A 25,123-nucleotide genomic window follows, 5' to 3' on the forward strand; every position below is an offset into this window, starting at 1 on the left:
TTCTTCTTTTTTAATCTACTTTTTCGAATAGAATATTTGGGCTAGCGAGATGAGCATTTTCGTAAACGATTTTCTTTAAGTCTTGTATAGAAATATTGGATGCAACAAACGGCAAATTCTCTCCAGCTTTTCTGAAAAGAAGCCGTGAGACCAAGTTCTCTTCAACTTTACGCTCATATACAACAAACTTTGCCCTGAATCTATTTTCCTCAAGAATCTGAAACATTTTCTCAAGCTTTTCTGGTCTTAAATAGGATGGTAGCGGGTGGAGTTCTAAGAGGATATTTATTTTGTCTTTTAGAGTGTTTGGCATTCCCTTAATGATTTCATATTCATAACCTTCAACGTCCATCCGTATGAAGTTCGGGGGCGATTTATCCTTAACAAACTCATCCACCGTCATCACGGTTACATTTTGCAAGCCCAAGATTTCTCCGCCGACTGCCTCTTTATTCATGGCGCATAAGTTAGATTTGTCAGAAACAAAGATCTCTGCTTTGGTATTATTTTCGCCAAAAGCCAGCTGAAAAGTGGCAACATTACTGAGATTATTCAATTTCACGTTTTTTTCTAGCAATTCAAAATTGCTACAAACGGGTTCAACACCGTAGACTTTTCCCCCGTTTCCCACAAGGCGAGATTCAAGCAATGCATAGTAACCTATGTTAGCACCAATGTCTAATACAACGTCATTTTTCTTGATTACGCCTGAATTTATCAGGTAGTCAGTACAGAGCGGTTCCCGTTTTTTATATAAAAATAAGTCGGCATGAATAGCACCTTTTCTGGGAAAAACCATCATTTTAGACCGATTAATCTCTAAAATTATTTTTTCGGGACGATATTTTAGATGCTCTGTAATTGTTTTCAAAGCCGTTGCCAAAATCAAAGCAACGGTTTTGACTAAACCTTTCGTTTTTGTTTGTTTTAAAGTTCTAGAGAAAGGTATTCTCATCCATCATCCCTATTTAGGCTTTAACGAGGCATCCTCAAATTATACCTCAATTGAAGCTTTGTCAAAGCAGGAGAAAAAGTGCAGAATGTAAAATTTAAAAGGGTATAACGTACAGACTGCACGTACATTAGCCGCAGTTTTGGTTAAAATTTGGGAAAACGTTTAAACGCATTTCAAAAGGTAAACCCACCCGTGGCCTATGTGATCTACTCGAACCAAGAAAAAGTATTAACAAGTTTGGGGCTGACCATTTCACAGGCCAGAGTTTATCTGGCTCTTGCCTCCAACGGCCCTTCAAAAGTAGCGGCTATTTCGCAGATTTCGAGAATTCATAGGACTCACCTGTATGAAGTTCTGAAATTTCTTGAAAAACAAGGGTTGATTGAAAAACAGCTTGAGTCTGGAACATATGTGGCTATTCCTATTAAAGAAGCTGCTCAATTTTTAGTTGAACTCAGAAAAAAGGAAATTTTAAGGCTTGAAAGCCAAATTGAAGAAATTGCTGACACACTTCCTAAAAAGAACAGCGCGGTTCAGGTTAAACGTGAAATTCTGCTAACATCCAGCAAAGTCTACACTTTAAACAGAGGTAGGAAATATTTGGAAAAGGCAAAATTGCATGTTGATCTATTGCAGACGTGGAAACGGTTTACGCAGCTTTGGCAAAATTATGAAACAACATTTGAAGAGCTTATGAATAGAGGCGTGAAGGTAAGACAGATTGTTGAATTCCCACCTGACGGCATTCAAGGCCAAAAATTTTTAAATAAACAGTTATTCAAAAGCAACCAATTTGAGTTAAAGTTTATTCCTAAGACTGGAGGAAACTTGCTGATAATAGATGATGAAATGCTTCTGATAAGTACTACGCTGGAGAAAAACCTTGGAGAAAACCCCATACTATTTTCAAACTATGACGGCTTATTGGGATTGATGCAAAACTATTTTGCCTACTCGTGGAATCACGCTTACAACTGGAAAAAAGAGCCCTTATATGAACAACAAGAAAACGCAATAAGCACCCAACCATAAAACCCAACGTCTTTTATTAGTAGATCAAAAAAATAGCCGCTTTGCTTTTGTACAGTCCGCCACAACCAGCCAGCAGCCCGAAACAGACGCAAAAACAACAACAAACTGCACTGCCAAGCCCAAAAGAAGATGAAGAAACAAAGCCAAGTGTTTCTTCTTCTTTTAATAGAAAAACAAAACCAAACAAAAATCTTGATTCCTGTTATATAGGGGGATAGGGGTCTTTAGCAGAGCAACAGTTTTTCCAACATGTGTTTTCTATTAATGACCTTCATGTAAGTTAACCTGCTCTGAACTCATTTCAACGCGGGGCTCTTAAATTTTTTAACTGAGCGGTTGTAAAACACGCTTAAATACACTTTTTACCATGGTCTATGCTGGTGGGCTTTTTAGTTGTATTTTGATAAGCATGGTAGTGTTGTTTGGGTTAGTAAACCATGGATTGCCCCGGAAGCCATTGTTCGGACATTTTTTGTTGGGCTTATTGCTGTTTTGGTTTTCTGGTTCGAGTTCTCTTATAACATTGGCTTTTCTCAGTTTGCAGGGTTAACCCTTTTCGATTTAACTTTACTATTCTTCATTACAGTTTGGCTGATTGGCATAGTGCAATTGGTGATTTCTTGGGCTTCAAACACATATATTCTACGGCAAGACGAACTGGAAGTTAGACAGGGAATTTTAGCGGCGCGTTCGTTTACGGTCAATGCAAAAACTTTTGGCGAGTTAACTATTTACCAATCAATTGGCGGGTGGCTCTTTGGTTATGGCGATTTAATTGTTACATGCAAAGGTCAACCTGAAACCAAGTTATCACTGTTGCGTTCCCCTTTCTTAACGGCAAGCACTCTACGTCAGGTTATGGGTAAGCCTCTTGTGAAGATGAATAGCCACATAGATAAGTAGAACATTTGCAAAGTTTTATTTTCCAAGCGTTCCTTATCAATGAACGTAAACAAAACTCGCTCCTACAAGTATCAGCTCAACTGAAGAGGCAATAATTAGCATGTCGGGCAGGCACAGCTTCAGAAGAGTGCTGAGTAAATATTACCCTCTGTTAGCAATTATAATCGGCGTCATACTTGTATCTCTTATAATGGGTCCTTATCAAACACTCGATACAGAATTAGAATACAACACCACCCGTGGCGTTCTTCGATGGGGTTATCCGTACTTGGACAGGTTCGGCGAGCCACATCAAGATAGTTATGGCGACCTTTTCAACATGCCACCGTTAGGATTCTACACACAAGCTCTGTTTTTCCGCATTTTCGGTCAAGCCTTAGAGAATGGTATAGTCTTGATAACGCTATTTGGAATAGCCAGCGTGGTTATGGTGTATAAACTGGGAAAGGAACTGTACAGTGAAGCAACAGCGTTGTTTGCCGCTGCGCTTTTTGGCTTGGCACCATGGCAACTAGTACTTACTCGAGCGTTCCTTATAGATGCGCAATGCCTGTTTCTGAGCCTGCTTTACTTATATGTCGGAGTCTTGGCTATACGAAAGAACTCGATTAAACTTGCCGCTGTTTCAGGCGTATTCTTCGCCGCTGCCCTACTTACCAAGCAATATGCTGTTTTTATGCTGATTCCGTTATTGCTCTTGTATGTTTACCATAGACCAAAAAAACCAAAGATGGTGCCCAGTCAAGTAGTCGCTTTTAGTTTGCCAATGGTTTTTTCTTCGTTATTGTGGTACCAAATCATCCTTGGAAAGGAACTGTTTTACTTGTTTAATCATAATGATTTTAAGGACATAAACTTCCCAGAGGTTGTTCCCTCTTATTCTTTCATGTCTACTTTTTTGGTTGATTACGGCTTAGGAATCTTTTTTGTAGTTACATTTGTTTTTTCATTAATTGTTGGTTTTTGTTTTTGGAAACGCTTTCAGAAAAAATCAGTTGTTTCAGACTTGGTTTGCTTGGTAACAATCCTGTCAATTTTAGGTATAGTCATGTATTTGGCTGTGAATCTAAACTTAAAAGCACCCTACACCAGCGCCATCAAGTACGTTTATCATTCTTTGCCGTTCTTTAGCTTGGCCACCGCATCATTAGCCAGCAAAAGTTTTTCATTGCTAAAATTTGCTAAGCAGTCGGTTAAAGTTACAAGAGTCGTCCTGTTAAGTGTCGGCATCACAGGGCTTGTCTTGTTAGTAATGTCACTAATTGCCGACTTCTATGCTGCACGGCAATTAGCGACAGCCTCATTCCTTATTTTCCGAGTGCAACCCAACCAAGATGTAGGTTATTCTTTCCATGTCGCAGAGCCGCTGAGTCAGAATGACCCCTTGCTTGCCGTTCAGTTTATTGGGTTTATAATTTTGACGTCGGGAATTTTGTGGGCGAGTAGACACTTCACAGTTGAAGCGGTTAAATCGATTCGGGCTGAATTCAAGAAAATAGCAAGATAAACATGGTGCGTTAACACTGCTGTTGAAGTGTCGTTAGATATTACATGCGTTGAGGAACAGCCAAAACTCTTCTACACTGTAAATTTTGCGTAGTTCTAAGTATTCAGGTTTAAAGCTATTGCTTTCACCTGTTGATTCTTTAAAGTATCCTACTGTATGGGGATAGCCATTTTCCACTTCTTGGCTATCCAGAAACTCACCAAGCATAGTTGGCGGACAGTTTTGGTTTGCAGTTTCTGGCGTTTTAAGCTGCACTTGGTAGGTGCGGTATTTTCCTTGGTTACCTTGAGGTGGGAAGTAGATTATTTTGTTGATTTCTTGGAAGTGGAATTTTTTTATTTGAAGATTTTCTTGGAACAAGTTACTCTTCTTAGTATATTGATGATTTATCATTTAAGGGTTACATTGCTCTTCTATTGGGCTGTTTCTATTTGTTTAGTATTGCTTTCATTAATCGTTCATAAGTGCTAAAAAATTGCCATTTTACTTAACTTTTGTAATGTTTTTCTTAATTTGTATGAACAGTTCTCAAATCACTTTATATTAGCGATCACATAAGCTTGTTTAGAGCAAAAATAAAAGACGGTGAAATGGCGTGTTGGATTTAGCAATCCCGATATTGGCGTTAGGCTTGTTTGCCTTACCCTTTGTGTTTCTGGGGTATGTCCGCTTACAGGTTCAACGTGCGCTTAAAGTAGCTTTCAAACGAGGCGAGCTAACTTGTTTAGCACGATAGTGTTGGATTGCCAGACCAAAAACGCCATCCCCTGCTCGGAGGGCTGCATCGCCTACAAAACCTGCATCGCACGCAAGAAACGTTAGTGTCTGTATATACATGCATATTACATAATCTTATAAGATGATTTTCCTATGGTGCATGCCTAGCAAGGAGGCGAAAAAGCAAGTGCTAAGTAGAGACTGTGATGGTTGCAGTTTGCAACACATGTGCAGCGAACGCTACAGGCTTGTAGGCAAGAATGAGAAAGTGTACTGCCCAGATGGCACAGCACATCTCGTAGACCAAAACTAAAGTTCGCTATCTTTGTTTATTCCTTTTCTTGTTCATAAATCCTTAAAAATAATAGCCACACCAGAAAGCATGTTTCTCTATTTTTGTGCCTGCGCTCGGTTATGCGCGATTGACTCTAAACTTATTTGTTTGCTTTACCGTGACCCCCTATCCCCCCTATTTAAAGCATCGATTTTTCGGCATGCTTTTGGCTTGAGAAACCGCCACTACCCCCTATAGGTTTCAACATAGAACCACTATAGGCGGCAAATATGTTGAGGGGGTGATTATTCACTAATTTCTTTTCTATTTTAGTGCTTCTATTTTTATGCTTTCAAGCGGCAACCCGCCGTACTGGGTCTTGCTTATGTTTCTGTCTTCGCCTATGATGTTAACTGTGAATCCTGCCTGCCTAATGGCGTTAACGTAAGCGTCTTTTTGCATAGCGCCCGAAACACAGCCACAAAGCAATTCTTCGTCGTTTAGTTGTTCTTCCGTCAGCTTTCCAAGAAGGACAATGTCGGAAACGTACATTTTGCCGCCGCTTTTGAGCACGCGGTAGGCTTCCTTGAAAACCTTTGATTTGTCTGGTGCAAGGTTAATCACGCAATTGCTAATTATAACATCAACCGAGTTGTCCTCAAGCGGTATTTTTTCGATGTCGCCTAGCCTGAACTCAACATTTGAGTAACCGTGCTCTTTTGCAAGTATTCGTGCCTTGGCAATCATTTCTTCCGTCATGTCTAAGCCTATGACTTTGCCTGATTTACCAACTTTCCGAGATGCCAAAAAGCAGTCAAAACCAGCGCCACTGCCCAAATCAAGCACGATGTCGCCTTCTTTTATTTTGCTAAAAGCAGTTGGATTTCCGCAGCCTAAGCCAAGGTTCGCTTCAGGGGCAACGTTCATTTCTTCTTCAGAGTAGCCGATGCTTTTTGATATTCTTTTGGCGACTTCGGTGTTTGCGCTTTCGCAACCGCAAGAGCAACAGCAAGAATTGTTACTGGTTGCGATTTTTGAGTAGGCTTTTCTTACAGCTTTCTTGACGTCTGTATCCTTCAACTCTTTTCACCGATTACGCATTCAAATATATAACAATATATAAAAGTTGTTATAAATAAGCCACGATACTGATGAACTTCACTTCTAAAAACTAAAAGAACTTGGATAAGCTATTTTTTGAGTAGCTCCATCAGTTTAGGCATCAATTCGCATCCACGCTCCAAAACGCCAAGACTACCTTTAGCGCATTCCCTCTCAGAAAACTTGCCTGCTTTTCCGTTGCCAACTTTATCACCTGAAAGCAGCACTGGAACCATAGTGTCGCTGTGCACTTTCAAACTGCAAGGCGTCGCATGGTCAGTTGTGACGCAGACAAGAGTATCCTCCAGAGAAATCTGCTCCAGCAACGGACCAAAAAAGTACTTGTCAATGGCGGAAATAACCTCTGTCTTCAGCACACAGTTCCCATCATGCCCAGGTTCGTCTGGACCTTTAAGGTGAATGTAGAAGCAGTCATATTTCGGCAACGCATCAAGAAGCGCTTTCACTCTAACCGCCATGTCTTGTTGCAGGTTTCCTGAAGGCGGAGGGAGAAGGGAGGAATCCATACCTGCCAACTGAGCTATACCGCGTTCAGCGTGCATATCCGCTAAACAAGCAAAGCGCACCCCATATCGTTCATTGATGTTGAAGAATTTTGGCAGTTCGTGCCCAGCATCCCTTGTTAAGACAACGTTTGCTTTAAGTTTGCCCTCAGCGGCACGCTTTACGTTGATGGGATGACTTTCCCATAACTTGTGAGTTTTCTCGATAAACTCGTTAACCAAAGCGGCAGAAACCCTCGCAGCTTCAGTATCAACGACAGGTTCACAAGTTTTCAGAACCATGTCAACATCAAGCTTTGCTACGCCAAGACCATTAACAAGGATATATGCTGGGTCGCTGTTGGTTATTTCGCTTGAGAGAGGTTTAGCCTTACTCTTTATCAGCAGCACTGCACGGTGCCCCAGCGTGTTGCGGAACTCAAACGTCGCGGGGTAAGATTCAAGCTTGATTTCCTTGTTAGCGGCTTCCGCTAGCGTGGTGGCTTCTTCAGTTGTTAAGCTTCGGGCTACACGGCGGTCAAGTATGGCTTTTCCCTGACCTAGCGTGGCGAAATTACATCTTAACGCTAAATCTCCATCTTGCATCTTCAGGCCTACACCAGCAGCTTCAATGACGCCTCTGCCAGTGCTGTACATGAAGGGGTCATAGCCTAGAAGTGAAATAACCGCTACATCACTTTCAGGTGCCACACCCTGCCTAACTGTGTACATTAAGCCTGTCTTTCCGTTTTTGGCAAGGGAATCCAAGTTTGGCGTTTCAGCCGCTTCAAGGGGGGTTTTGTTGCCTAAAGATTCAATCGGCAAATCGCCCATACCGTCAATTGCAACGTAAATTAACTTCAAACCCTTTTTGTCTCCTTCAGGTTAGAGCTAAATAGTTTCCTTTATTATTTTTTGCATCCAAAAACTATGTTTCTAAAGAAAGAATCCTTCGAATCTCGCTCTGAGTCCGCTGAGGCGTATCAGTAGTGTTCACAAGGAAAACGCTACTTTGTTCGAAGAGCCTTCGAAAGAAGTTTTTTCTCAAAACGATTTTTCGGTTGTCTCGCGTCAATTGGTGAGGATTACAAAAATTATTCTCCAGCAAATATTGCACTGCTTCGTCCGTGTTCAGCGGTGTCACAATGTTCTTGTCTGATGAATCACGTTTAAGCATGATTATTCGCTTCATCGTTGTCAGAGGAATCACGCCGCCACTACCTACAATCCACCGCACGTTAACGATTGCCCTGCCACGGTTGTCAAATTGGGCTTTATCAACCAAACGTTCGTACTCATTCCAAATTTTGCCTATATCAGCTTGAATGTAACAGTTCTTTTCCGAACCAAACGCTAAGGGTTCACGACTACTGAGCCGCACGAAATACCAATCATCAGAAACCAAGCGCGCGTTCGGAATCCGCAACAAACCCCATGAATGCGTTGTCTTGCCTGTGCCTGAAGGCGCAATAATTGAAACACCCAAACAACTAATGTCAATTGCCGCACCATGCACAGAGTAGATTCGGTGCGCATCCTCCAAAATGTCACCAGCTACTGCAAGCGCAATGCTTTTCACCCAACCGTAATAGTCAACGTTAACCAAAAAAGCTGTTTTTGTGTAAGGGTCATATTTTACTGTTAAAGGTTGTTTCGGCTCGTTTATAACTATGAGCCTGCCATGAGAGCGCGTGTTTTCGTTCGCTGTGAAAAAATTGTCTTCCCACTTGTTTAGTATTTGCTCGGAGTCAGTCAATAGTTTTATGCAACAACCGTAAATGTCAGCTTTGTTCGTATAGAGTAATCTATGCTCGTAAGCTTCAAAGAGGCGGTTTTTTTCGTCAGCGTCAATCAACTGCACGGAGTAACTCATGCTAAAACATCTCTTGAGATAATTATCTGCCATATTTTGAATTAATCCTAATGCATAAGGATTTCTACTATCTAAAAAATGAAGCAGGATTTTAGCTTTTTAATGTGGCAATAAACGCGTTTGTCACATCTCTAATGGAACGAAGTAACGGATGCTTAATTTTCTCAGATGTGAGCTGCTCAAGACGATTCACTCTAAAGTAAATGGGCGGGTGGGGGTCAAGACCAATCCATTCTTGAACACGATAAGAAGGCGCCCGCTCAGACAGCAACCGTTGATAACCAATTTTCTCCAAAGACCTTGCTAAAACATGTGGGTTACCAACCAACATGGCGGACACTAAGTCTGCTCTAGCCTCAAAGAATTTAGCGATGAAAAATATCAAGACCATGACAGACCAGAAGTAAGCAAAAAACAAAAATGAAGAAAAAATCAGCGGAAGCAACGGAAACAGTACGTAGAACCTGAACAAAAACTCAGAGGAGACTAATGCGTACAAAATCAGCGGGTCTCGTCCTTTAAGATGCCCAAACTCATGGCCCAGAACGCTTAAAATTTCGTTCTCTTGGAGTTGAGCAAGAAGCCCCGTTGTTATCAAAACTAGCCCGCGTTTGGGGCTTGAACCTGAAGTAGCAGCATTAGCAACCATAGTATTGGACACAACAATCTTGGGCACGGGAAAACCAAACTTGTCAGCGACTTTTTTGACAAGTTCGTAAACGTTGACTTTTTTCACCTTCAGATTCTCCAGCTCGCAGGGCACACCATGTTTGAGAAAAATTTTTCCAGCGGCTTCAGTGTCAACTTGACCTTGCTTAGCGATTATTTCCTTGTAGATTTCTTTTTTTATTGTTGTCAACTTTTCTCGCGAATACTTTTTGTTAAAGTCGCTTTCACAGTCGGGCAAGAAATATTCTAAAAGATGAATAGTTGGGTTGGCTTGTGTAATTTGCCAATCAGCTGATTTTTCAATGAAGTGATTAGAGAAAAAAAAGAAACCAAACTGAAACGCTATAAGAATTAAAGGGGCAATCCAAAAGATGTCAGGTGATACTGTTGCTATGGTCAAAAATACAGTCATACCCAAAAAAATGAACACTGCAAAGAAGATAAGCTGCACCTCAAAAAGGAAATGATTGAAGGATTTTTTAGCTTTCATATAAGCCTCAGGAACTATTTCTTCGCCTTCACGCCATGCAAAGGAAACAGTTGAGTTTTTGGCGTTCTGGGAGAAGATTTGCATCGCAATTAGAACGTCCTGTTTTGCTTCATCAAGGGTTGACTGCGTAACTGAAGGGTCTATGGGAGTTACCTTCAATTCAAAGGGGTTGCCGCTTTTAACTTCCACTTGAATAGACCGCTTCTTCCGCATGTCATTAATAACATACGAGAGAAATTCACCTTGACTTGTCGTTTCTCTAGAAACATCTACAAATCGATGCTTCTGAGGAAGCACATACTGGGTATGAATAAAATCAAGTAGCTTATTGTAAAAACTATGCGGCACTTCTGGAGTATAACTATAAAAAATAGGCTCGGTCATCTCACTGACTCTGACCTTTTCGCCACTAAATCAAGAGCTTCTCCACGTTATAACGTTATGGTGTATCATGTTGGCACTACAAATGTCAGTTCAATTAGGCGAAATAGCTATAGCCATCAAGGAGGTTACGAAGAGGACAGCGTTTATAAATCTCGGAAAACATCTGTAGAGTTGCCGCAAGGTGGCAAGTCTTTGTTACATCAAATTAAATAATTGATGTTACGTTGACTTGACACTTCACCTTCCAGTGAAGCAAAAGGCGAGATATTCACAATAAAAGGATGTTGAAAAGTGTCGGAGCCCAAAAAAACAATACTAGTTGTTGATGACGACAAATCTATACTTCGCACCTTCAGCCGTATACTCCAAAAGAGCGGTTATGAAATTGACACGGCGGAAACGGGCAAAGAAGCTATGGAGAAAACGGAAAAACGCCACTACGACCTAGCCCTAGTAGACATCAGACTCCCAGATATTGATGGCACAGAGTTGCTTGCAAAACTCAAAAAGCCACTCCAGCAAACCGTGAAAATAATGATTACTGGATTTCCGTCGCTTGAAACTGGTGTCAAAGCCCTCGATGAAGGTGCCGATGCTTACCTAGTTAAACCTGTCAAACCTCAAGAACTGTTGGCTCTTTTAGAAGAAAAATTGAAAAGCCAAGAAGCATGAAGCTTAGTTTAGTTTTGTTGAGTTCGCTTATTTCCTTCTGGTTAAAATCAGGTTGTCTTTATCGAAGGCGAACTCGCCATACCTTTGCGTGTAATAGAGCCTCAGGTATTCTCCAGCGAATTGAGGCTGAAACGGCAGATCCCTTGGTGTTAACTTCTCTTTCTCTTTAAGTTGCTCCTCTATGGCTGCTTCCGCCAATGGATAATTGAGCAATAATTCTTTGCGTTCGCTGTAAACCGCCAACGTCTGCACAGCCTCATCCATGTAAGAGAGGTAAGTCGGCAGGTTCTCCATTATCTGGTTGATTTTGAATTTAGACGGATTGGAAAGCGTTTCAGTTGCTACCTTGAGGCGCTCGCGCAAGGTTCCATTCTTTTCCCAAATGTAATCCTTAGTTGGCAGCAAGCGTTCAATGGTTTCTTCCTCGCTGATTAATTCAGCATAAAGCATGGAAAGTACATCGTTTGACATAGCAAGAGAAGTTTGGACATCATCCTTAAATGCGAACAAATCCACCATGCTCAGTTCTTCCTTGGCGATTCTTTGCGCCGCTACACTCTTCATATCCTCAGCCTTCTTTGAATAAGCAAGCACTTTAGGGGTGTTATCACCAAAAACCCATGGCAAAACATCAGCTTGCCCACTCAAATAAGCCAGCGGCGACAATGACTTATGCAGATAACGCATAGACGCTCGGATTTCAGAGCCATACTGCCGCTTCCAATTATTGAGCGCATTATAGAGAGCTTCTATAGCAATCCAAGGTGCTTCATTAGTCTGCAACTTCTGAGAAGCAAACTCAACTACTCGGCATTTCTCTGGAAGCGACGGATCATACAATGGCTTAATTATGCCATAAAGTGGGTCTGCAACCACAATAACCTCTTGAGTAAGAGCACGCCCAGCCTCTAAAACTGCCTTGATAGCCACAACTCTCTCAGCCACAGAAAGCTCTTTGTGATACTCAGCGTTTAATGTGGTTTTGACATCCAAGCCAGCTTCCTTGAGTTTTCCAACCCAATTTGAGAATTCACAGTTGACAAAGACTTGGTACTCGGCCAATGTGGCGTTAAGCTCAGCCTCTGCAAATTCGAGGTCAGCGTTCAATTTGCCTAACGCATCAAAAGTGGGGTCCAGTTCTGACTGGTCGTAATTGTCGGTTTCTATTTTTTTGAACAATTCATCAAATGAATCCCCAATCACCAAAGCCTTGCCTTCCGAGGAAGCCATACTTACGGGGATATTCTCTTTGACGTTTCTTATTTGCTCGTTAAAGAGTCCTAGCCGTTCCTTGAGCGCTTGAGCTCTTTCCCTAACCTGAGTTATCGTCACTGTCTGCTTAGGCGTGACATCCATGAACACCACAGGCAAAGTAAACAATAACGTTGCTAAACTGCCAAACACAATCGTGCCAGCGCTGATGTCCGCCGTGTAAGCCAGCGGTCTCTCAAGAGTATCCAGCAAGATGAAGAACATGACTGCCGCAAACGTAGCAGTTAAACAGGGAAACAGTTTATCAGCAAGGCTTCCACTGCCGCCGCTGACCAAAAGGCGCGTAAAGAAAACTAATGCGAAAGCAAGCCCGGCCACCATAATTACAAACATAATGATGCCAGGAAGTGAATCAAGATATTGCGATAGCGCATCCTTAATGGTTCTCCCCACCCAATTAGGCTCCCAAGTAGTCTGCCCAGCAATATCATAAATAATCTTGGACGTATCGTACAAGCGAAACTGGCTCATCGCTGACGTGAGGTCTTTTCCGATTAAATTCAGTGGAACCATAAGTGGCGGAGCAGACCCAGGTTCAAGCCACCATTCTACCCGTTTAATCGGCAGGACAACGTAAGTGAAATACTGCATTATTTGCAATGGTATCGAAATTAAAGCATAATAAATGACGGATAGGACGCCGTTCTTCTTGAAAAACACGATAGAGGCTAAAAGCAACGGCACAGCCAAAAAATAGGTTGGTGCAAAGAATAGTACTGTCACCGCCAATATGCCGAAGTCAAAGGCAAGAGCACTTTTATAACTATTAAAAATCAGGGGTAAACCAATAAACATCGCCATCCAAATAATTATGAAGGTTATGCGGATAAGGGTGTCTCCCAAGAAGGAAATGAAGTATAGTTTTGCCAAATTATTTAGTAACCCTAAGCCGATGATGGCGCCAGCGATTGGCATTCCATACAAGGGTTTTATGAACGTGACAAACGCTATTAATATCGCGATTAAAATCGGCAATGGTTGAGGAAACAGCGGCAAAAACGTTGTGCCCAGCGCAACCGCAACCAAGGTAACAATTAACGTGACTATTTTGAGAAAGGGAGTCTCAAGAATACGCTCGCGCTCTGTTTTTTTCTTCCTCTGTTCCTTTCGTGTTTTATACCACCCGTTTAAGCGAGAAACCTTCGGAGTCTTCGTCAAGCAATCTACCTAAAACCTTATTTTGACTGAATTACTCTTAAAGCTTATGTAGGTACCTCTGATGACGACTAGCACAGGCTCTTTTAACATACTAGCAAGCATTGAAAAGCACGTTCAAGCCCTAAAACCGTTACTACCCAAACAAGCCATTGTATGCATCGGCGAATACCCCATTAAAATTCTTCTAAGGGAGCCGGGCATAACCAAAACAGACTGGATAATGCCGATTTTGATTGAAAAATCAAGCGATGAAATCTATGAATGGCTTCCAAAGGGCTTTAACCCCCACTTCATCTTAGACTTCGAAGATGCCAAAATCAAAATGCACTTCTGGTACAATGTCTTGCCGTACATTTCCAAGGATGAGTCTGTCCCTGCAAGTTTAAAGAAAAAATCTCTTGAAAGACTCCACGGCGCCCTAATTTGTGCGTCACTATGGGACGGAGTTGGCAGTGCTTCTCTACCAACATTGATATCTAAATTTAAAGCATTAAATATTGAGTCGTTATCTGTAGCCTTTTTGCCCTCGAAGTTGCAGTCTGCAGACGCCCACTTTAATTGTTATGCTTCTCTGCAGATGTGCTTGCGCACTGATGGGGCAGTGGTTTTGCTTTTGGATAGAGACCACCTTGAAAGCTATTCTGGTGTAAATCGACAGGGAGAGTCAATTAAGGGCAATGTGGTCGCCAATCATTTGGTTAACCTGCTTTTAGCTAAAGATATGCTTGTTGAAGAACTTTCAGAGTTATCTCGAACTTTCAACAGCAAGCTGTTCACTGCGCTTTTTGTTACGGGTGCAAGTTACAAGATTTACGGTTCTTTAGATAACATGCTAAAAACAGCACTGTTAAAGCCTCTATTAACGTTTGACTTGTCAAGCACTGCCGTGCTCTATGTTCTCTTGCGTATGCCCCTGAGCCTCAAAGATAAGCTTCCGAGAGCAAAAATTGAGTTAGCCATAGCTAGCTGGTTTGAGGACAAAGCAAACCTCAAGTCAATGTATATTACTGAACCTGTGTACACCGAAGACATGAGTGACCGAGTAGACATAGCACTTCTTGTTGGCGGTTTTGACACCACTGAAATATTTAACAAATTAGACAAAAAAGTAATGTCACTCAAGAATCAGGCAGTCGAGAAGGGTTTGATAACTGAAGATTGGCAAGTTATAACTAAAGAAAAGCCAGAGGTACCTACAAACGCAGTAGAGTCTCCTGCACCCCTTGAGTCTTTACCACTTATTGAAGAGCCAACAGTTGAGCGGGAACCCTTAGTTGCCAAAGAGAAAAGTGAAAGCACTCTTGAGAGCATCGCTGGAATCCAAAATATCGAGGAACAAAACTCCACAGTTGCTGAGAAAACAAGGGGTAAAAAGCCAAAAAGAGCACGTAAAACAAAAAGGCAAAAACAAGAAGTTAGTTAAAAAAATAAACAAGCATGAGTAGCAAAAACTGCTACCCTACGCTTACTTGCTTTTCGCGTTGATATTGTTGGGACCGTGGTTGTTTATGTCTCTGATGACTTGTGTAGCGTGCAGTCCATGTTCAAGCAGGTATGAACGCGAGAGGTACCTTTCGAAATCGTTTGATTTACTGTAGAGTAACTGCATTTCATCGTATGCTTCCATGTCTTCAGGTTTTCCTCTTCCACCGACTACCAGTATTTTGGTTTCCCATGCATCGCGTGATTCAATAACTCGCACTGTTATGGTTCTAGAAACTTCGCTGGTTACATATCCTGCTAGTGCAGTGTAGACTTCTTGGGACATATCCTCAGTCCACATGTTGGGCGGTGTAGAGACTGTTACCCAGATGTAGTCTGTCTTGTATGTGGGTTTGAAGCCCATGATGCTTGGTGTTTTGAAAGCTCTTACAACGCTTTTCATATAGTCTTTAAAGTGGTCCATGTCAAGGATTTGTTTGAATATGATATCTCGCGTTAGCGTGTCTTCTTGTTCCGTCAGTATTTTGAAGATTATTTTGAGTTGTTCGCCCTCTGTGAGGTCTGCACATTTTTCAAAGTAGCGTTTTGGCGCTGCAATAGCGGCAATTTTTTCTTTGTATTCTTTTTGCAATTCAACGATTTTGTTTAATCGTTTTCGGTATTCAGAGACTAATTCAAACCGTTTTCCTAATTTCTCGTAGAGTTTGATTGTGCTGTCAATTTTCTCGAGGTTTTCAATGGCAAAGGCTTCTTCTTGCTCTATGCGCTTGAGGTCACGCTCCAACTGTAGAAGTTGTTCTCGGGCATAGCGTTTACTGCTGAGGAACTTTCTTACTTGAGCTTCCATTTTTGATTTGTCGAATTCTTTGCGTTTCTTTGTCTCTTGGACTCGCAGGACTTCGTTGTCAAAATTGCCTCTCTTCTGCATTCTATTTGCCAAAATTCCGTTGATGTAAGCCAAGTGTTCATCAATCATTCTGGATTCGTCTGATGGCGTTCGAAGCATGAGCTGGATAACCAGGTAGATTGTTGCTAGTTCTGTTTGGATGTCTTTTAAATCCTCTAATTCTGCTTTGCATTCTGGAAGAACTTCATAGTATCGTATTAGCGCCTCAGTGAGGTATCTGGTTTCATCGTAGAATTTGAGGATTTTTAGTGATCTCTCAGCTAGCTCTGCGATGTTAACTAAGTCCTCTAAAACTTTCTTTTGTCTCAGAGTGAAAATTTGTGAGCTTGGAATCAACTGGTTTAACCGCTCGATGATTGTTGCTTTTTTGTTAGAGAAGTCTAAATGCGTCTTTGTCAGGTTCACAAGCAATGCTTCTAGGTTGTCTAATTTTCGTGAGCCCTCTTTACGCAATGTCAAGTTGATTATGGCTTCTTCGATTGGTCCAACTTTTCCCATTAATTTTATGGTTGAGAGAAACTGCATGATTTCGTTTAACCAGTTTTTCACTTGGATTTCTATTCCTTTAACATGTAAGGCTATGTCATCTTCAAGCCGCGGGTTGCTATTTATGACATTTTTTAGTTTCTCATCAAATTGTTCTTCATTGAAAGTACCCGTCTTGATAAGGTAATTTTTAAAGAGGTCGCGAGTGACATCACTGTCTACTTTTATGACATTGTTGATTTCATCAAGAATGCACAGTTTCTCTCTTCTTGACTCCTGCATAAGCTGCATGCCTTCGAAGTTCAGTTTGAAGGCTTGAAGGTAATCTTCCACTGGATATGTTACCTTCATCATGCCTAAAGTGTGCGCTGAATTGTTTGTTAGCCCTACTTCGGTGCCTATGCCGCCTAGGAGGTCTGCTAAGTCAAAGTCCATTAATAGGTATAGTAGGTCTACGACCATTTCGTCCATTTCTCTTCGGGCGCTAATGATGTTGCCGACCTTTGAGAAAGCAGGAAGCAAGGGCAGATAGATCAGGGCGTTGAGGGGATTTCGGTAGTAATCACCATATTCATTGCACACATATTCGTTGTAGTCTTTATTTAGTAAAAGTGAAAGCTCATTCATGGCTACGAATGCAGAGCAACCTTTTGCTGGTGGGTCATCTCCGCCACAGGGCGTGATGACAAATGCTATGATTGGTATGCCTGAACCTAGCACTTTTCGGAGGTGTCTTGCAAAGTCAAAGAATACTCCGCTTCCAGTGCCACCGCCCAAGCCATAGACTAAAACTACGGTTGGCGTAATTATGGAGGAAAGGGCTTGCTCTTTAAAGGAGTTAATGCAACTTCGAATTATACCTAGTTGATAATAGTTTAAAGCATAGATTGCTTTTGCTAGAGCGCGTCTTCTGCCTGCGCCGCCAGCCATCGGTGGAATAGCCATTGTTGATTCTAGCCATGGGTGGAAGTTAACTTTAGCTCCTTCTCCTACAAGGTATTCGCCGTATTTCTGGTTGATGAAATCAAACATTGCCTCAGCAGTGGGGAACTTTACTGATTGAGCAATGAGGCGCATTCTTTCGCGCGGTATACCTGCTTTAACCATTGATTTTAAAATTTGTTCATGGGTTTCTTGTAGAGCGCGGATTTCAGGGTCAGCGATGTCGATGGCTAAAAGAGAGAGCCTTGTTATGTCATTCTGCAATAGCTCTTTCGTTTTTCTGTTAGCCAAAAAAGCTTCAACAATGTTTGTACCGGCTGAACCGAGCCCTATCAATTGCACACTGTTTTGGTAGATTCGCGTTGGTTATCACATCCCGACTAATCTTTTGAGTCTGTCTTTTACTGATTCTAAGCTTGACGACATTGTTCTGTCAATTTTAGATGCACGAAGCGTCAAGCCTTCTAAATCCTTAATTTGGTCTTCAACCACAAGCTGGAAGTAACTTACTTTTCCTCTAAGTCTGAGGAACAGAACCGCAAACAGAACGGCTACTATGGCTGTGATTGCGATGATTGGTAGAAACATCATTTGCATAACTGAACCCGCTGGAGGATTGGCAACATCTATGCCATTTAAGAGGGCAATCGCATTTTCGACATCTCCACCATTAGCTACGTCTTGAGATATTTCGAGAACTTTTTCGAAGGCAGCAGTGAAGCCTGCATCAACACCGCTGTCTTTTAGTGATTGAAGTTTTTTCTCTTTCGCTTCATAGAGTGTTAGGTAATTAGACATCTCGGCGGTAGTTGCTGTAATTGTAAGTTTGTCAATCTGCTTTCCTGAAGGCCCAGCTAACGAAACAGCATCGATTGATTTTGCGCTACTAGTGGTGGATGGAACCTTTCCGTTCAAGGTGATTTCAAATTCGCCTGCAACCCAGTTAAAAGAAGTGGTTGCAGTATTAGGGCTAAAGGCAGCTCCTAAATCGTAAGTGTCGTCATAACTCCAATATGCGCCAGATGAGGGTTTTGCCAAATACGTCGTTAGTTTTAAGTTGCCTTCACCCGAGGCGATGACATTTACAGTGAACGTGATTTTAATGTCTATCCCAGGAACTATTGCGCCTAAACGGGTAGTTTCGTTTGTGGATGCGTCATACTCTAACAATACCTGATCTGTCTGAGCATTCACAACTTTGTAATCAGTTATCCATTCTGCATCTCCTGCAGCCTTTACTGGTGAAGCGGATATTACAATCATAATTGTTAAACTTAATAAAAGACCTAAAGTAAGGATTTTAGTTCTCGTTTTTAGTCCTCCCCTGAATTTTTCTTATGAAACCATACATATAACACTTGTGCTTATCCGCTTTAACAACCAAATTTTAAGACAAAAATGCCCTCTCACCCAATTGATTACCTGAAAACAACGAAGAAAACCTTGCGACGCTTGCCTGCTTTTCCTTTTTGTTAACTTGACTTTGCAAACCAACCGTTAGATTTGGCAATTCCGTTAATTGGTTTTTTCAAAAACTATAAAATAGGTTTCCATCGATAACGTGTTTTCAAATTCAGGAAGAGAGAGGTATGAATACAATCGACCTTGCAAAAACACGTCAGGCCCTAAACCTCAAAAAACTCGCCAAGCCAATCGCCATTTGCATCAGCGCACTATTCATCATAAGCATGATTTCTATGCTCTCAGCAACTTCAGTGCAAGCAGCCACAACCACATCCCCACTGCATACGTCGGGCCACTTAATCCTCGACGCTAACAATAACCCTGTTTACCTGCGAGGCATCGGCAGAGCAGGAGACATCGATTCCCTAAGTGGCATCTGGAGCGGCCCAGGCGATTCCGTTTATAACTATGGAAACAAATGGCAAACTGACTTCACTGTCCTAGCGCAAAAAATGGATGCAACATTTGCGTGCTACCGAGACGTTTGGAAAGTTAACATGATTCGCGTCTTTGTACCTGTTGACTGGTGGTGGGACGACAAAATAAACCCTGCACAAGCATACGGTGAAGGACCAAATCAGGTAATGAGTTACAAAAACTACATAGAACTCATCGCGCAAGAAGCAGACAAATACGGCATATACGTTGACTTCTGCCCCTATTCAGTGCTTAACTACTACAAAAACCAAGGCAACTGGGATGGAATCCCAGGCAGCTTGGGCACAGCAAGTTTAGCCTACATGCAGAAAATCAACCAGAATGAAATAACTGCATGGCGAATGTGGTGGACAAGCGTAGTTGAAAGGCTAGGAAAATATCCTAACGTAATCTTTGAAATGTGGAATGAACCCGACAATGACAAACAAGCGTACTACAACTATATGATAAACGCATACCAAGCAATCCGCGCAACAGGCAACACCAACCTGATTTTCATGCAATACTACCTCGGCTTAGTTCCAGGATACAATGAACTCACGTGGGTACCAGAATTCCACAACCAACTCAAAAACGCCCTCGGCAAAGAACCATTAAATGTTGCATACACCACACACCCCTACAGACGGGCACCATACCCCAACCTCGTATGGTCAACAACCTGCCAAGGCGTTAAACAACAACTCAGCGCAGCCACAATGATTCCAGCAACACGCTCAAACGGCATAGATGTTCCGTTGGTTTTCAACGAGATGGGAGTTATGCTTGAACCATCCATGTACAGCAACGACTACTTCCCAGACGCACAAAAACCCGAGAGCACTCTTACCGTGGAACAGAAGATGCAAAATGAATTAGCATTCTGGGATGCAATACTTCGCAACGCTTACGAAATGGACGTGGGCGTTTGCTCCTACTACTGGATGCAGACAGGCGTCTGGTGGGGTTCAGAAGCACTAATATCCCAAGCTAATTGGCCAGCGAATGCAGCGTCACCAACACCCTCACAAACGGGACAAATATTCATCAACAATTACGTGGCTAAAACACCAGTAAACCCGACACCAACCACTACACCATCACCAACCCCAAACCCGACACCAGTACCGATACCGACACCAGTGCAAACTCCAACGCCGACAGCAACGCCCACCCCAGAACCCACACCAACACCTACTCCACAACCAACACCAACCCCTTCATCAACTCCTATTCCGACACCAACACCAACGCCCACCTCGACAGCGCCAACTCAGTCGCCAGCGGAAACCCCAACGCCTCAACCAACACAACAAGCAAACGTGACACCAACATCTACAGAAAAACCAACAGCACAGTCACAAGAATCCAGTCCAAAGCCAACACAGACGCCGACAGAACCCCCAAACTCATCTGCAGAGCCAATACCAACATTCCGTATACAACCAACATATCGTAACCACTGGAGCGCATGGTACCTGTTTAAATGGGGTCGCTTTAACGCGTGGTTCTTTTACTTCCGCTAAAACCACCAACCAATTCCCTTTTTTGTTTTCAAGCACCTAAATTTAGTCACAGTTTTTAAGGGACAAACAATAAGACCTAAAACACACTACGATTGTAATACATGACATGCGGTGAATACAAACAATGGAAATCATAAATGTCCGTTTGCCCGATAAAGTCGTCTCAGACATAGATAAACTCGCAAAAAAGCATGAACTCACCCGCTCCGAAGTCATGCGCCAAGCATTAACCATCTATCTACACTTGACTGAAAACGTCGGCGCCATGCTAAGACCAATAGTTTTCCAAGTAAAACCCGCACAAATAACCTACACGCGAAGAGGCGACGTATCAATCCTGAAAATGCCGACAGGGCACGCCATAGTAGCTGGCTCAACCTCAACAGGCGCTGTGGGTCCTAAAGAAATGGATAAAGTAAAAGTGAACGGTCGGGTTCTGGGGAAGTTTCTGGGGAGGGTTGCTTTGATGGATGTGACAGCCACAGGTGCGTTTCCTCTGTTGTTGTCTGTAACGTTAGGTGTTGAGAGGGAACCCACAGGCAACGAAATTCTCGAAGGCATTAAACGCGAAGCCCGAAGCATCGGATTAGACCCCAACCAAGTGTTGATGGAGAACACTGAGGATAATTTTGAAACGGTGCAAACAGGTGCTGGGTTGACCGTCATTGGCTTAGCAAACGAGGACGAGCTAAGACTTGGAAAAACATGCCCAGGCGACTTAATCGTAGCAATCGGCAAGCCTAAAGTTGGAGACGAAGTAATTGCGGCAGAAGCCAGAGGCGAAATCGCCGACCTCAAAAACGTCACACAGCTCTCGCAGAGAAAGTACATTCATGATATTCTGCCTGTCGGAGGTTTCGGTATAGCAAATGAAGCAAAAATGATGGCATACGGGGTTGGCAGACAACTTAAACTTAACGATGTCCAAGGCTTGGATTTGAACAAGCCTGCAGGTCCAGCCACGGTAGTTCTTGCCACTGTTGATAAGGACAGGCTTGAGGATTTAGTAGCTTTGATTCCTAAACCCATCACTGTTGTGGGAGAAATATTGTAGCCTAAACTTGCAAACTATATTGCACTTTTTAGTAAGTGTCCATTGCGGTCGATTTCTCCACGGCGTATTCGAGTAGTAGAAATGGGAGTTTTATTTTCCGCTGGAACCATGTTTACAGTGAAAATTTTTAATGGCGGAAGCCCTGCGTGTTGGCGTCTCTGGTTAATAACAAGTGCTGTTTTTTCTGTTTCTTTGCTTACAACTAAGGCTTCTAAGCCCTCGCCAGAAATGGTTGAGCCGTAGGGGTCATGTAAGGGAACGATTTCAAATCTTCCAGCTAAGCCTAGACTTTCCAGAAAAGCCGTCAGCTCTCGGAGACGTTCACCGTAGGGTGCGGTCTTGTGGGGTTTGCCAAGTTTTGAGACGAATTCATCTGAAGTTAAGCCGATTACGACTTTTTCGCCTACCTCAAAGGCTTTGCCGAGCAGAGCTTTGTGTCCCTTGTGAAGTTCATCGAATGTTCCGCCAACCGCTACTTTTTTGAATTCTTTCATTTTAACAGCCTTGCGCCTTGGAAGTCGACTTTGCTAACTATCACCTGTTGTGTGGGTAACGCTTGTTTAAAAGCTTCTGCCACCTGCTCCACGTTTTCTTCAAGCACTAAAGCGTGTACTGCTTCGCCAAGCATGTTCTGTGCCGCGCCAACAGCGCCATTTTCTTTTGCTAGGCTTACGAGTTGATGGACGTTTTCTGTTGCAAACCCTGCCTTTTGTGCGAATTCCCAGCAGCTGTCCAAGAAGTTCTCTAGAGTTGGCTTTGCCAGAATGGCTTGCAGGGTTTTTCTGCCGTAAAGGTTGATTTGCTCTTTCCGCTGGGGGGATGATAGCACGTGTTTTTTTGGCATATTTGATTGACAAAAGCCAGCTACTATCATGTAGTTAGGGGTTATTGGTATGCGGTCGACTTGGCAAATACCCGGCGCGCCTGGTTCAACAACCAGCACGCATCCGCCGCTGAATGTTAACGCGCTTACTGTGCCTAAGCCTGTTTGGCTCTCAATCTCAGCTACATGTGCGATTTTTCCGATTTGATTGTATGTTAATGGCAATTCTAATGCGTGCTTTAGTGCTAAGCCAGTTGTTAATGCTCCACCTGCACTGGTTCCAAATCCTGCTCCGATTGGAACTGCGATTTGGTGTTCGATTGTAGCTGCGTATTTTTTGTTTGTTTGGGCTAGAAGTGTTTCTGCAACTTTTTTTGTCGTTTTTGCTTCCACAACAAGCTTCGAGTTGATAAAAACTTCTATACTACACTTTTCTGCTTCTTGAACGGTTACTTTGGTGTGCACGCCTTTCTCAAGCCCAAAACCTCCACCGACTGCACCCACTCTTTCTAAATCTGTTATGGGTTTGCCATTTTTTGTGTCGCAGACTTCAAAAAAGCTGGAGATTGCTCCTGGTGCGAAAGCTTGGGCAGTTCTAATCAATGGGGCCGCCTATTTTTTGTGGTTTTAACCTTTTATATCTGAGTGATGGGAATGCCTTGTAGCAAGCTTTGATGATAGGTGGACCCACAAGGAGGACAAAGGGAACTTCTGTTATAAACGTCCAAACAAAGAGGATTGGAATGAAAGTGGCTGGTAGAGCTTCTTTGACATATCCTGCTGGGTCAAAGAATAGTTGGCTGTATCCCCAGTAAGCAACGGAGAGTAATGCGGCTCCTGCAGCCATTCCCACCACGGATCCGACAGCGTATTTGCGCCATTCTTGCCAGCGTTTGGAGACAACCAAGATTACTATTAAGCTTAGCACGACTGTTGAGGTGAAAAGGGCAAGTATCTGTGTGGTGGAGAGCCTTGTTGCGGCAGCAAATTCGGTTGGGGCTATTATAGTGGGGACTAGCAATCCTAAAGCTACAACTATGCTTGCTAAGAGGGCGGTTATGATGAGTTTTCTTGTGTTGATATCTGTGAATGTGACGTAGCCGATGATGAAGAATACGATGAAGTTTGGTGGGACGCCTGCTGTTAAGCTGAGGAATGGGTTGCCGTGAAAGAGCATGTCTCGGATGAATATGCCGATGGCTGCGCCGAAACCTCCAACCCATGGTCCGAAAAGAACGGCGAAAACTGCGGGTACAATTACGGCTGGGTAGAAGGCTACTCCTAGAAAGTTGAGTCCGAGGTCTGTTAAGCGTCCGACTACAGCATATATTGCTGCGGAGATTCCGATTACTGCTATTGTTTGGGCTTTCAAGGTTGGTCACGTTGATAGAGCTAAAAAGTGGAAACTGAGCTTGCAATTAAGTATTCCGTATAGAATGTTTAAACATGATTAAACATGATTTTATCGCTTGGCTGGTTTCTGTTGACGTTTAGCTAGTTCAGCGTGGTCTCGCGTGTACTCTTCTTTTGTGCAAATGTAAGGTTGATTGCTCGCTGGCAACAGCGAGTTGTGTTTGTAGCCGCGTTTCTGCATCTCCTGCACCTGCTGTTCATGGCGAGTGTAGAGTTGTTCGATGCGGTCTTTAAAACGCAGGGTCTGGGGATGGTTTTGATAAGCTTTGTATTTGCCTTGCAGCGCGCCTACTATGCAGTGGAGTTCTGCGTGTTCGCCTAGGAGATGTTGGCGGTCAAGTTCCGAGACGGGAACGCACCAGATACGAACCATTCCTAAAACCTAATAATTTAAGAAGGAATCAAAGGGAAAGAAAGCTTGTGCCTTTATTTGGCGGTTACTTCTTGTGCCTTTTGATTCTGTCTTGCCGTTGCTCTTTTCTTCGCCAGTCCTTCTTTCGTTGTGTTTGGGGCATTGAAAATCTTTCTGGTCGCGGGACTTCAATTTTTCTGTAACTTGAGATGTTTAGGTAGAATGTTGCGGAGTCGATTTTGTTGTCTTTTAGGTCTTGGATGTTTTGGTTTAATGTTTTTCGGGCTTGTGGGTTGGTTGTTTTGTCGAATGTTTCTGAATAAACCATGTATGCGGCATGGAACTGGAAGTTTTGGGGGTTGTCGATTAAAAGTTTCTCGGTTTGTGGTTGGGTTTGGTTGTTTTGTTGGTTTGGTTCTTGCGTCATACATATTCAGCTTTGATGTGAAGCATGATTGTTTTTCCCTCTTTTATAGGTGTGCCTTGTAAAAGTGTTGTTTTTGTTGATGTTGGGTTGGTTTGGCGCTTGGTGTGCTTGTTTTTCCTAGTAGTTGTTGAGTAGCCCCTCCCCCTTACAACAACAATCAGCAGGTTGTTTTGAACGCGTTTTTTTGTGTTATGCCTGTTTGTGTTTTCAGTAAAAATTGCAGTTCTTAACAACGATTTTTGCTTTTTCAGTGGACCAAGTTTTAACCCGATTAAGCTTTGCCTAATCGCCCCGCGAGGGGTTTCGGTTGTTTACAGCCAACCGAAAGGTTGTTCTTGGTGCACTGCTGGGGAGATTGG

Annotated in this window: 22 protein-coding genes; 8 read left to right on the top strand and 14 right to left on the bottom strand. The window is 42.7% G+C overall.

Annotated elements, in window-relative coordinates:
- Positions 1–10: 10 nt before the first annotated feature.
- The gene (locus tag NWE95_12480; GenBank protein ID MCW4004717.1) at positions 11–955 is read right to left on the bottom strand and encodes an FkbM family methyltransferase; all 945 of its coding nucleotides are present in this window, start codon (positions 953–955) and stop codon (positions 11–13) included.
- Positions 956–1,105: 150 nt separating this feature from the next.
- Between NWE95_12480 and NWE95_12485 the strand changes: the two genes are divergently transcribed.
- From NWE95_12485 to NWE95_12495, 3 genes are all read left to right on the top strand, one after another.
- Entirely contained in the window at positions 1,106–1,987 is an 882-nt protein-coding gene (locus tag NWE95_12485) for a hypothetical protein (protein ID MCW4004718.1), read from the top strand.
- Between the two features lie 393 nt (positions 1,988–2,380).
- On the top strand, positions 2,381–2,890 hold the full coding sequence (locus NWE95_12490) for a PH domain-containing protein (protein ID MCW4004719.1): 510 nt from the start codon (positions 2,381–2,383) through the stop codon (positions 2,888–2,890).
- 100 nt (positions 2,891–2,990) lie between these two features.
- Entirely contained in the window at positions 2,991–4,397 is a 1,407-nt protein-coding gene (locus NWE95_12495; GenBank protein ID MCW4004720.1) for a glycosyltransferase family 39 protein, read from the top strand.
- Between the two features lie 33 nt (positions 4,398–4,430).
- Here the strand turns inward: NWE95_12495 and NWE95_12500 are convergent, their stop codons facing one another.
- Positions 4,431–4,790 (bottom strand): hypothetical protein, encoded by a 360-nt coding sequence (locus NWE95_12500; protein MCW4004721.1) that lies wholly within the window; start codon positions 4,788–4,790, stop codon positions 4,431–4,433.
- Between the two features lie 484 nt (positions 4,791–5,274).
- Between NWE95_12500 and NWE95_12505 the strand changes: the two genes are divergently transcribed.
- Positions 5,275–5,427: a hypothetical protein gene (locus tag NWE95_12505; GenBank protein ID MCW4004722.1), complete on the top strand. Its 153-nt coding sequence runs from the start codon at positions 5,275–5,277 to the stop codon at positions 5,425–5,427.
- A gap of 285 nt (positions 5,428–5,712) precedes the next feature.
- Here NWE95_12505 and arsM read toward each other — a convergent pair whose 3' ends face one another.
- The 4 genes from arsM to NWE95_12525 form a co-directional block, all read right to left on the bottom strand.
- A complete protein-coding gene (gene arsM / locus NWE95_12510; GenBank protein ID MCW4004723.1) occupies positions 5,713–6,468 on the bottom strand; it encodes an arsenite methyltransferase in 756 nt (251 codons plus the stop codon).
- A gap of 110 nt (positions 6,469–6,578) precedes the next feature.
- Positions 6,579–7,856, bottom strand: coding sequence for an alkaline phosphatase family protein (locus tag NWE95_12515; protein MCW4004724.1), 1,278 nt, complete (start codon positions 7,854–7,856; stop codon positions 6,579–6,581).
- 64 nt (positions 7,857–7,920) lie between these two features.
- Complete coding sequence (locus tag NWE95_12520; GenBank protein ID MCW4004725.1) at positions 7,921–8,865, bottom strand: hypothetical protein; 945 nt, start codon at positions 8,863–8,865, stop codon at positions 7,921–7,923.
- Positions 8,866–8,956: 91 nt separating this feature from the next.
- Complete coding sequence (locus NWE95_12525) at positions 8,957–10,408, bottom strand: M56 family metallopeptidase (protein MCW4004726.1); 1,452 nt, start codon at positions 10,406–10,408, stop codon at positions 8,957–8,959.
- Between the two features lie 291 nt (positions 10,409–10,699).
- On the opposite strand from NWE95_12525, the gene NWE95_12530 reads away from it, so the two are divergent.
- The gene (locus tag NWE95_12530; GenBank protein MCW4004727.1) at positions 10,700–11,080 is read left to right on the top strand and encodes a response regulator; all 381 of its coding nucleotides are present in this window, start codon (positions 10,700–10,702) and stop codon (positions 11,078–11,080) included.
- Between the two features lie 27 nt (positions 11,081–11,107).
- Here NWE95_12530 and NWE95_12535 read toward each other — a convergent pair whose 3' ends face one another.
- Positions 11,108–13,510 (bottom strand): hypothetical protein, encoded by a 2,403-nt coding sequence (locus NWE95_12535; GenBank protein MCW4004728.1) that lies wholly within the window; start codon positions 13,508–13,510, stop codon positions 11,108–11,110.
- Positions 13,511–13,571: 61 nt separating this feature from the next.
- Between NWE95_12535 and NWE95_12540 the strand changes: the two genes are divergently transcribed.
- A complete protein-coding gene (locus NWE95_12540) occupies positions 13,572–14,933 on the top strand; it encodes a hypothetical protein (protein ID MCW4004729.1) in 1,362 nt (453 codons plus the stop codon).
- A 42-nt stretch (positions 14,934–14,975) separates the two neighbouring features.
- Here the strand turns inward: NWE95_12540 and NWE95_12545 are convergent, their stop codons facing one another.
- Positions 14,976–17,630: a hypothetical protein gene (locus NWE95_12545; GenBank protein ID MCW4004730.1), complete on the bottom strand. Its 2,655-nt coding sequence runs from the start codon at positions 17,628–17,630 to the stop codon at positions 14,976–14,978.
- 27 nt (positions 17,631–17,657) lie between these two features.
- Positions 17,658–18,551, bottom strand: coding sequence for a hypothetical protein (locus NWE95_12550; GenBank protein MCW4004731.1), 894 nt, complete (start codon positions 18,549–18,551; stop codon positions 17,658–17,660).
- 326 nt (positions 18,552–18,877) lie between these two features.
- Between NWE95_12550 and NWE95_12555 the strand changes: the two genes are divergently transcribed.
- On the top strand, positions 18,878–20,695 hold the full coding sequence (locus tag NWE95_12555) for a cellulase family glycosylhydrolase (protein ID MCW4004732.1): 1,818 nt from the start codon (positions 18,878–18,880) through the stop codon (positions 20,693–20,695).
- 124 nt (positions 20,696–20,819) lie between these two features.
- Positions 20,820–21,749, top strand: coding sequence for a ribbon-helix-helix domain-containing protein (locus NWE95_12560; protein ID MCW4004733.1), 930 nt, complete (start codon positions 20,820–20,822; stop codon positions 21,747–21,749).
- 14 nt (positions 21,750–21,763) lie between these two features.
- Here the strand turns inward: NWE95_12560 and NWE95_12565 are convergent, their stop codons facing one another.
- From NWE95_12565 to NWE95_12585, 5 genes are all read right to left on the bottom strand, one after another.
- Positions 21,764–22,243 carry a phosphopantetheine adenylyltransferase gene (locus NWE95_12565; protein MCW4004734.1) on the bottom strand — a complete coding sequence of 160 codons (480 nt, stop codon included), beginning with the start codon at positions 22,241–22,243 and terminating at the stop codon, positions 21,764–21,766.
- The gene (locus tag NWE95_12570) at positions 22,240–23,175 is read right to left on the bottom strand and encodes a hypothetical protein (protein MCW4004735.1); all 936 of its coding nucleotides are present in this window, start codon (positions 23,173–23,175) and stop codon (positions 22,240–22,242) included. The genes NWE95_12565 and NWE95_12570 overlap by 4 nt, the downstream gene beginning before the upstream one ends.
- Positions 23,168–23,944: an ECF transporter S component gene (locus NWE95_12575; protein MCW4004736.1), complete on the bottom strand. Its 777-nt coding sequence runs from the start codon at positions 23,942–23,944 to the stop codon at positions 23,168–23,170. Before NWE95_12575 ends, NWE95_12570 begins: the two co-directional genes overlap by 8 nt.
- 90 nt (positions 23,945–24,034) lie before the next feature.
- Complete coding sequence (locus tag NWE95_12580) at positions 24,035–24,358, bottom strand: pyrimidine dimer DNA glycosylase/endonuclease V (GenBank protein ID MCW4004737.1); 324 nt, start codon at positions 24,356–24,358, stop codon at positions 24,035–24,037.
- Positions 24,359–24,422: 64 nt separating this feature from the next.
- Positions 24,423–24,764: a hypothetical protein gene (locus tag NWE95_12585; GenBank protein MCW4004738.1), complete on the bottom strand. Its 342-nt coding sequence runs from the start codon at positions 24,762–24,764 to the stop codon at positions 24,423–24,425.
- Between the last annotated feature and the right edge of the window lie 359 nt (positions 24,765–25,123).

Source organism: Candidatus Bathyarchaeota archaeon (assembly GCA_026014725.1).
Lineage (GTDB): Archaea > Thermoproteota > Bathyarchaeia > Bathyarchaeales > Bathycorpusculaceae > Bathycorpusculum.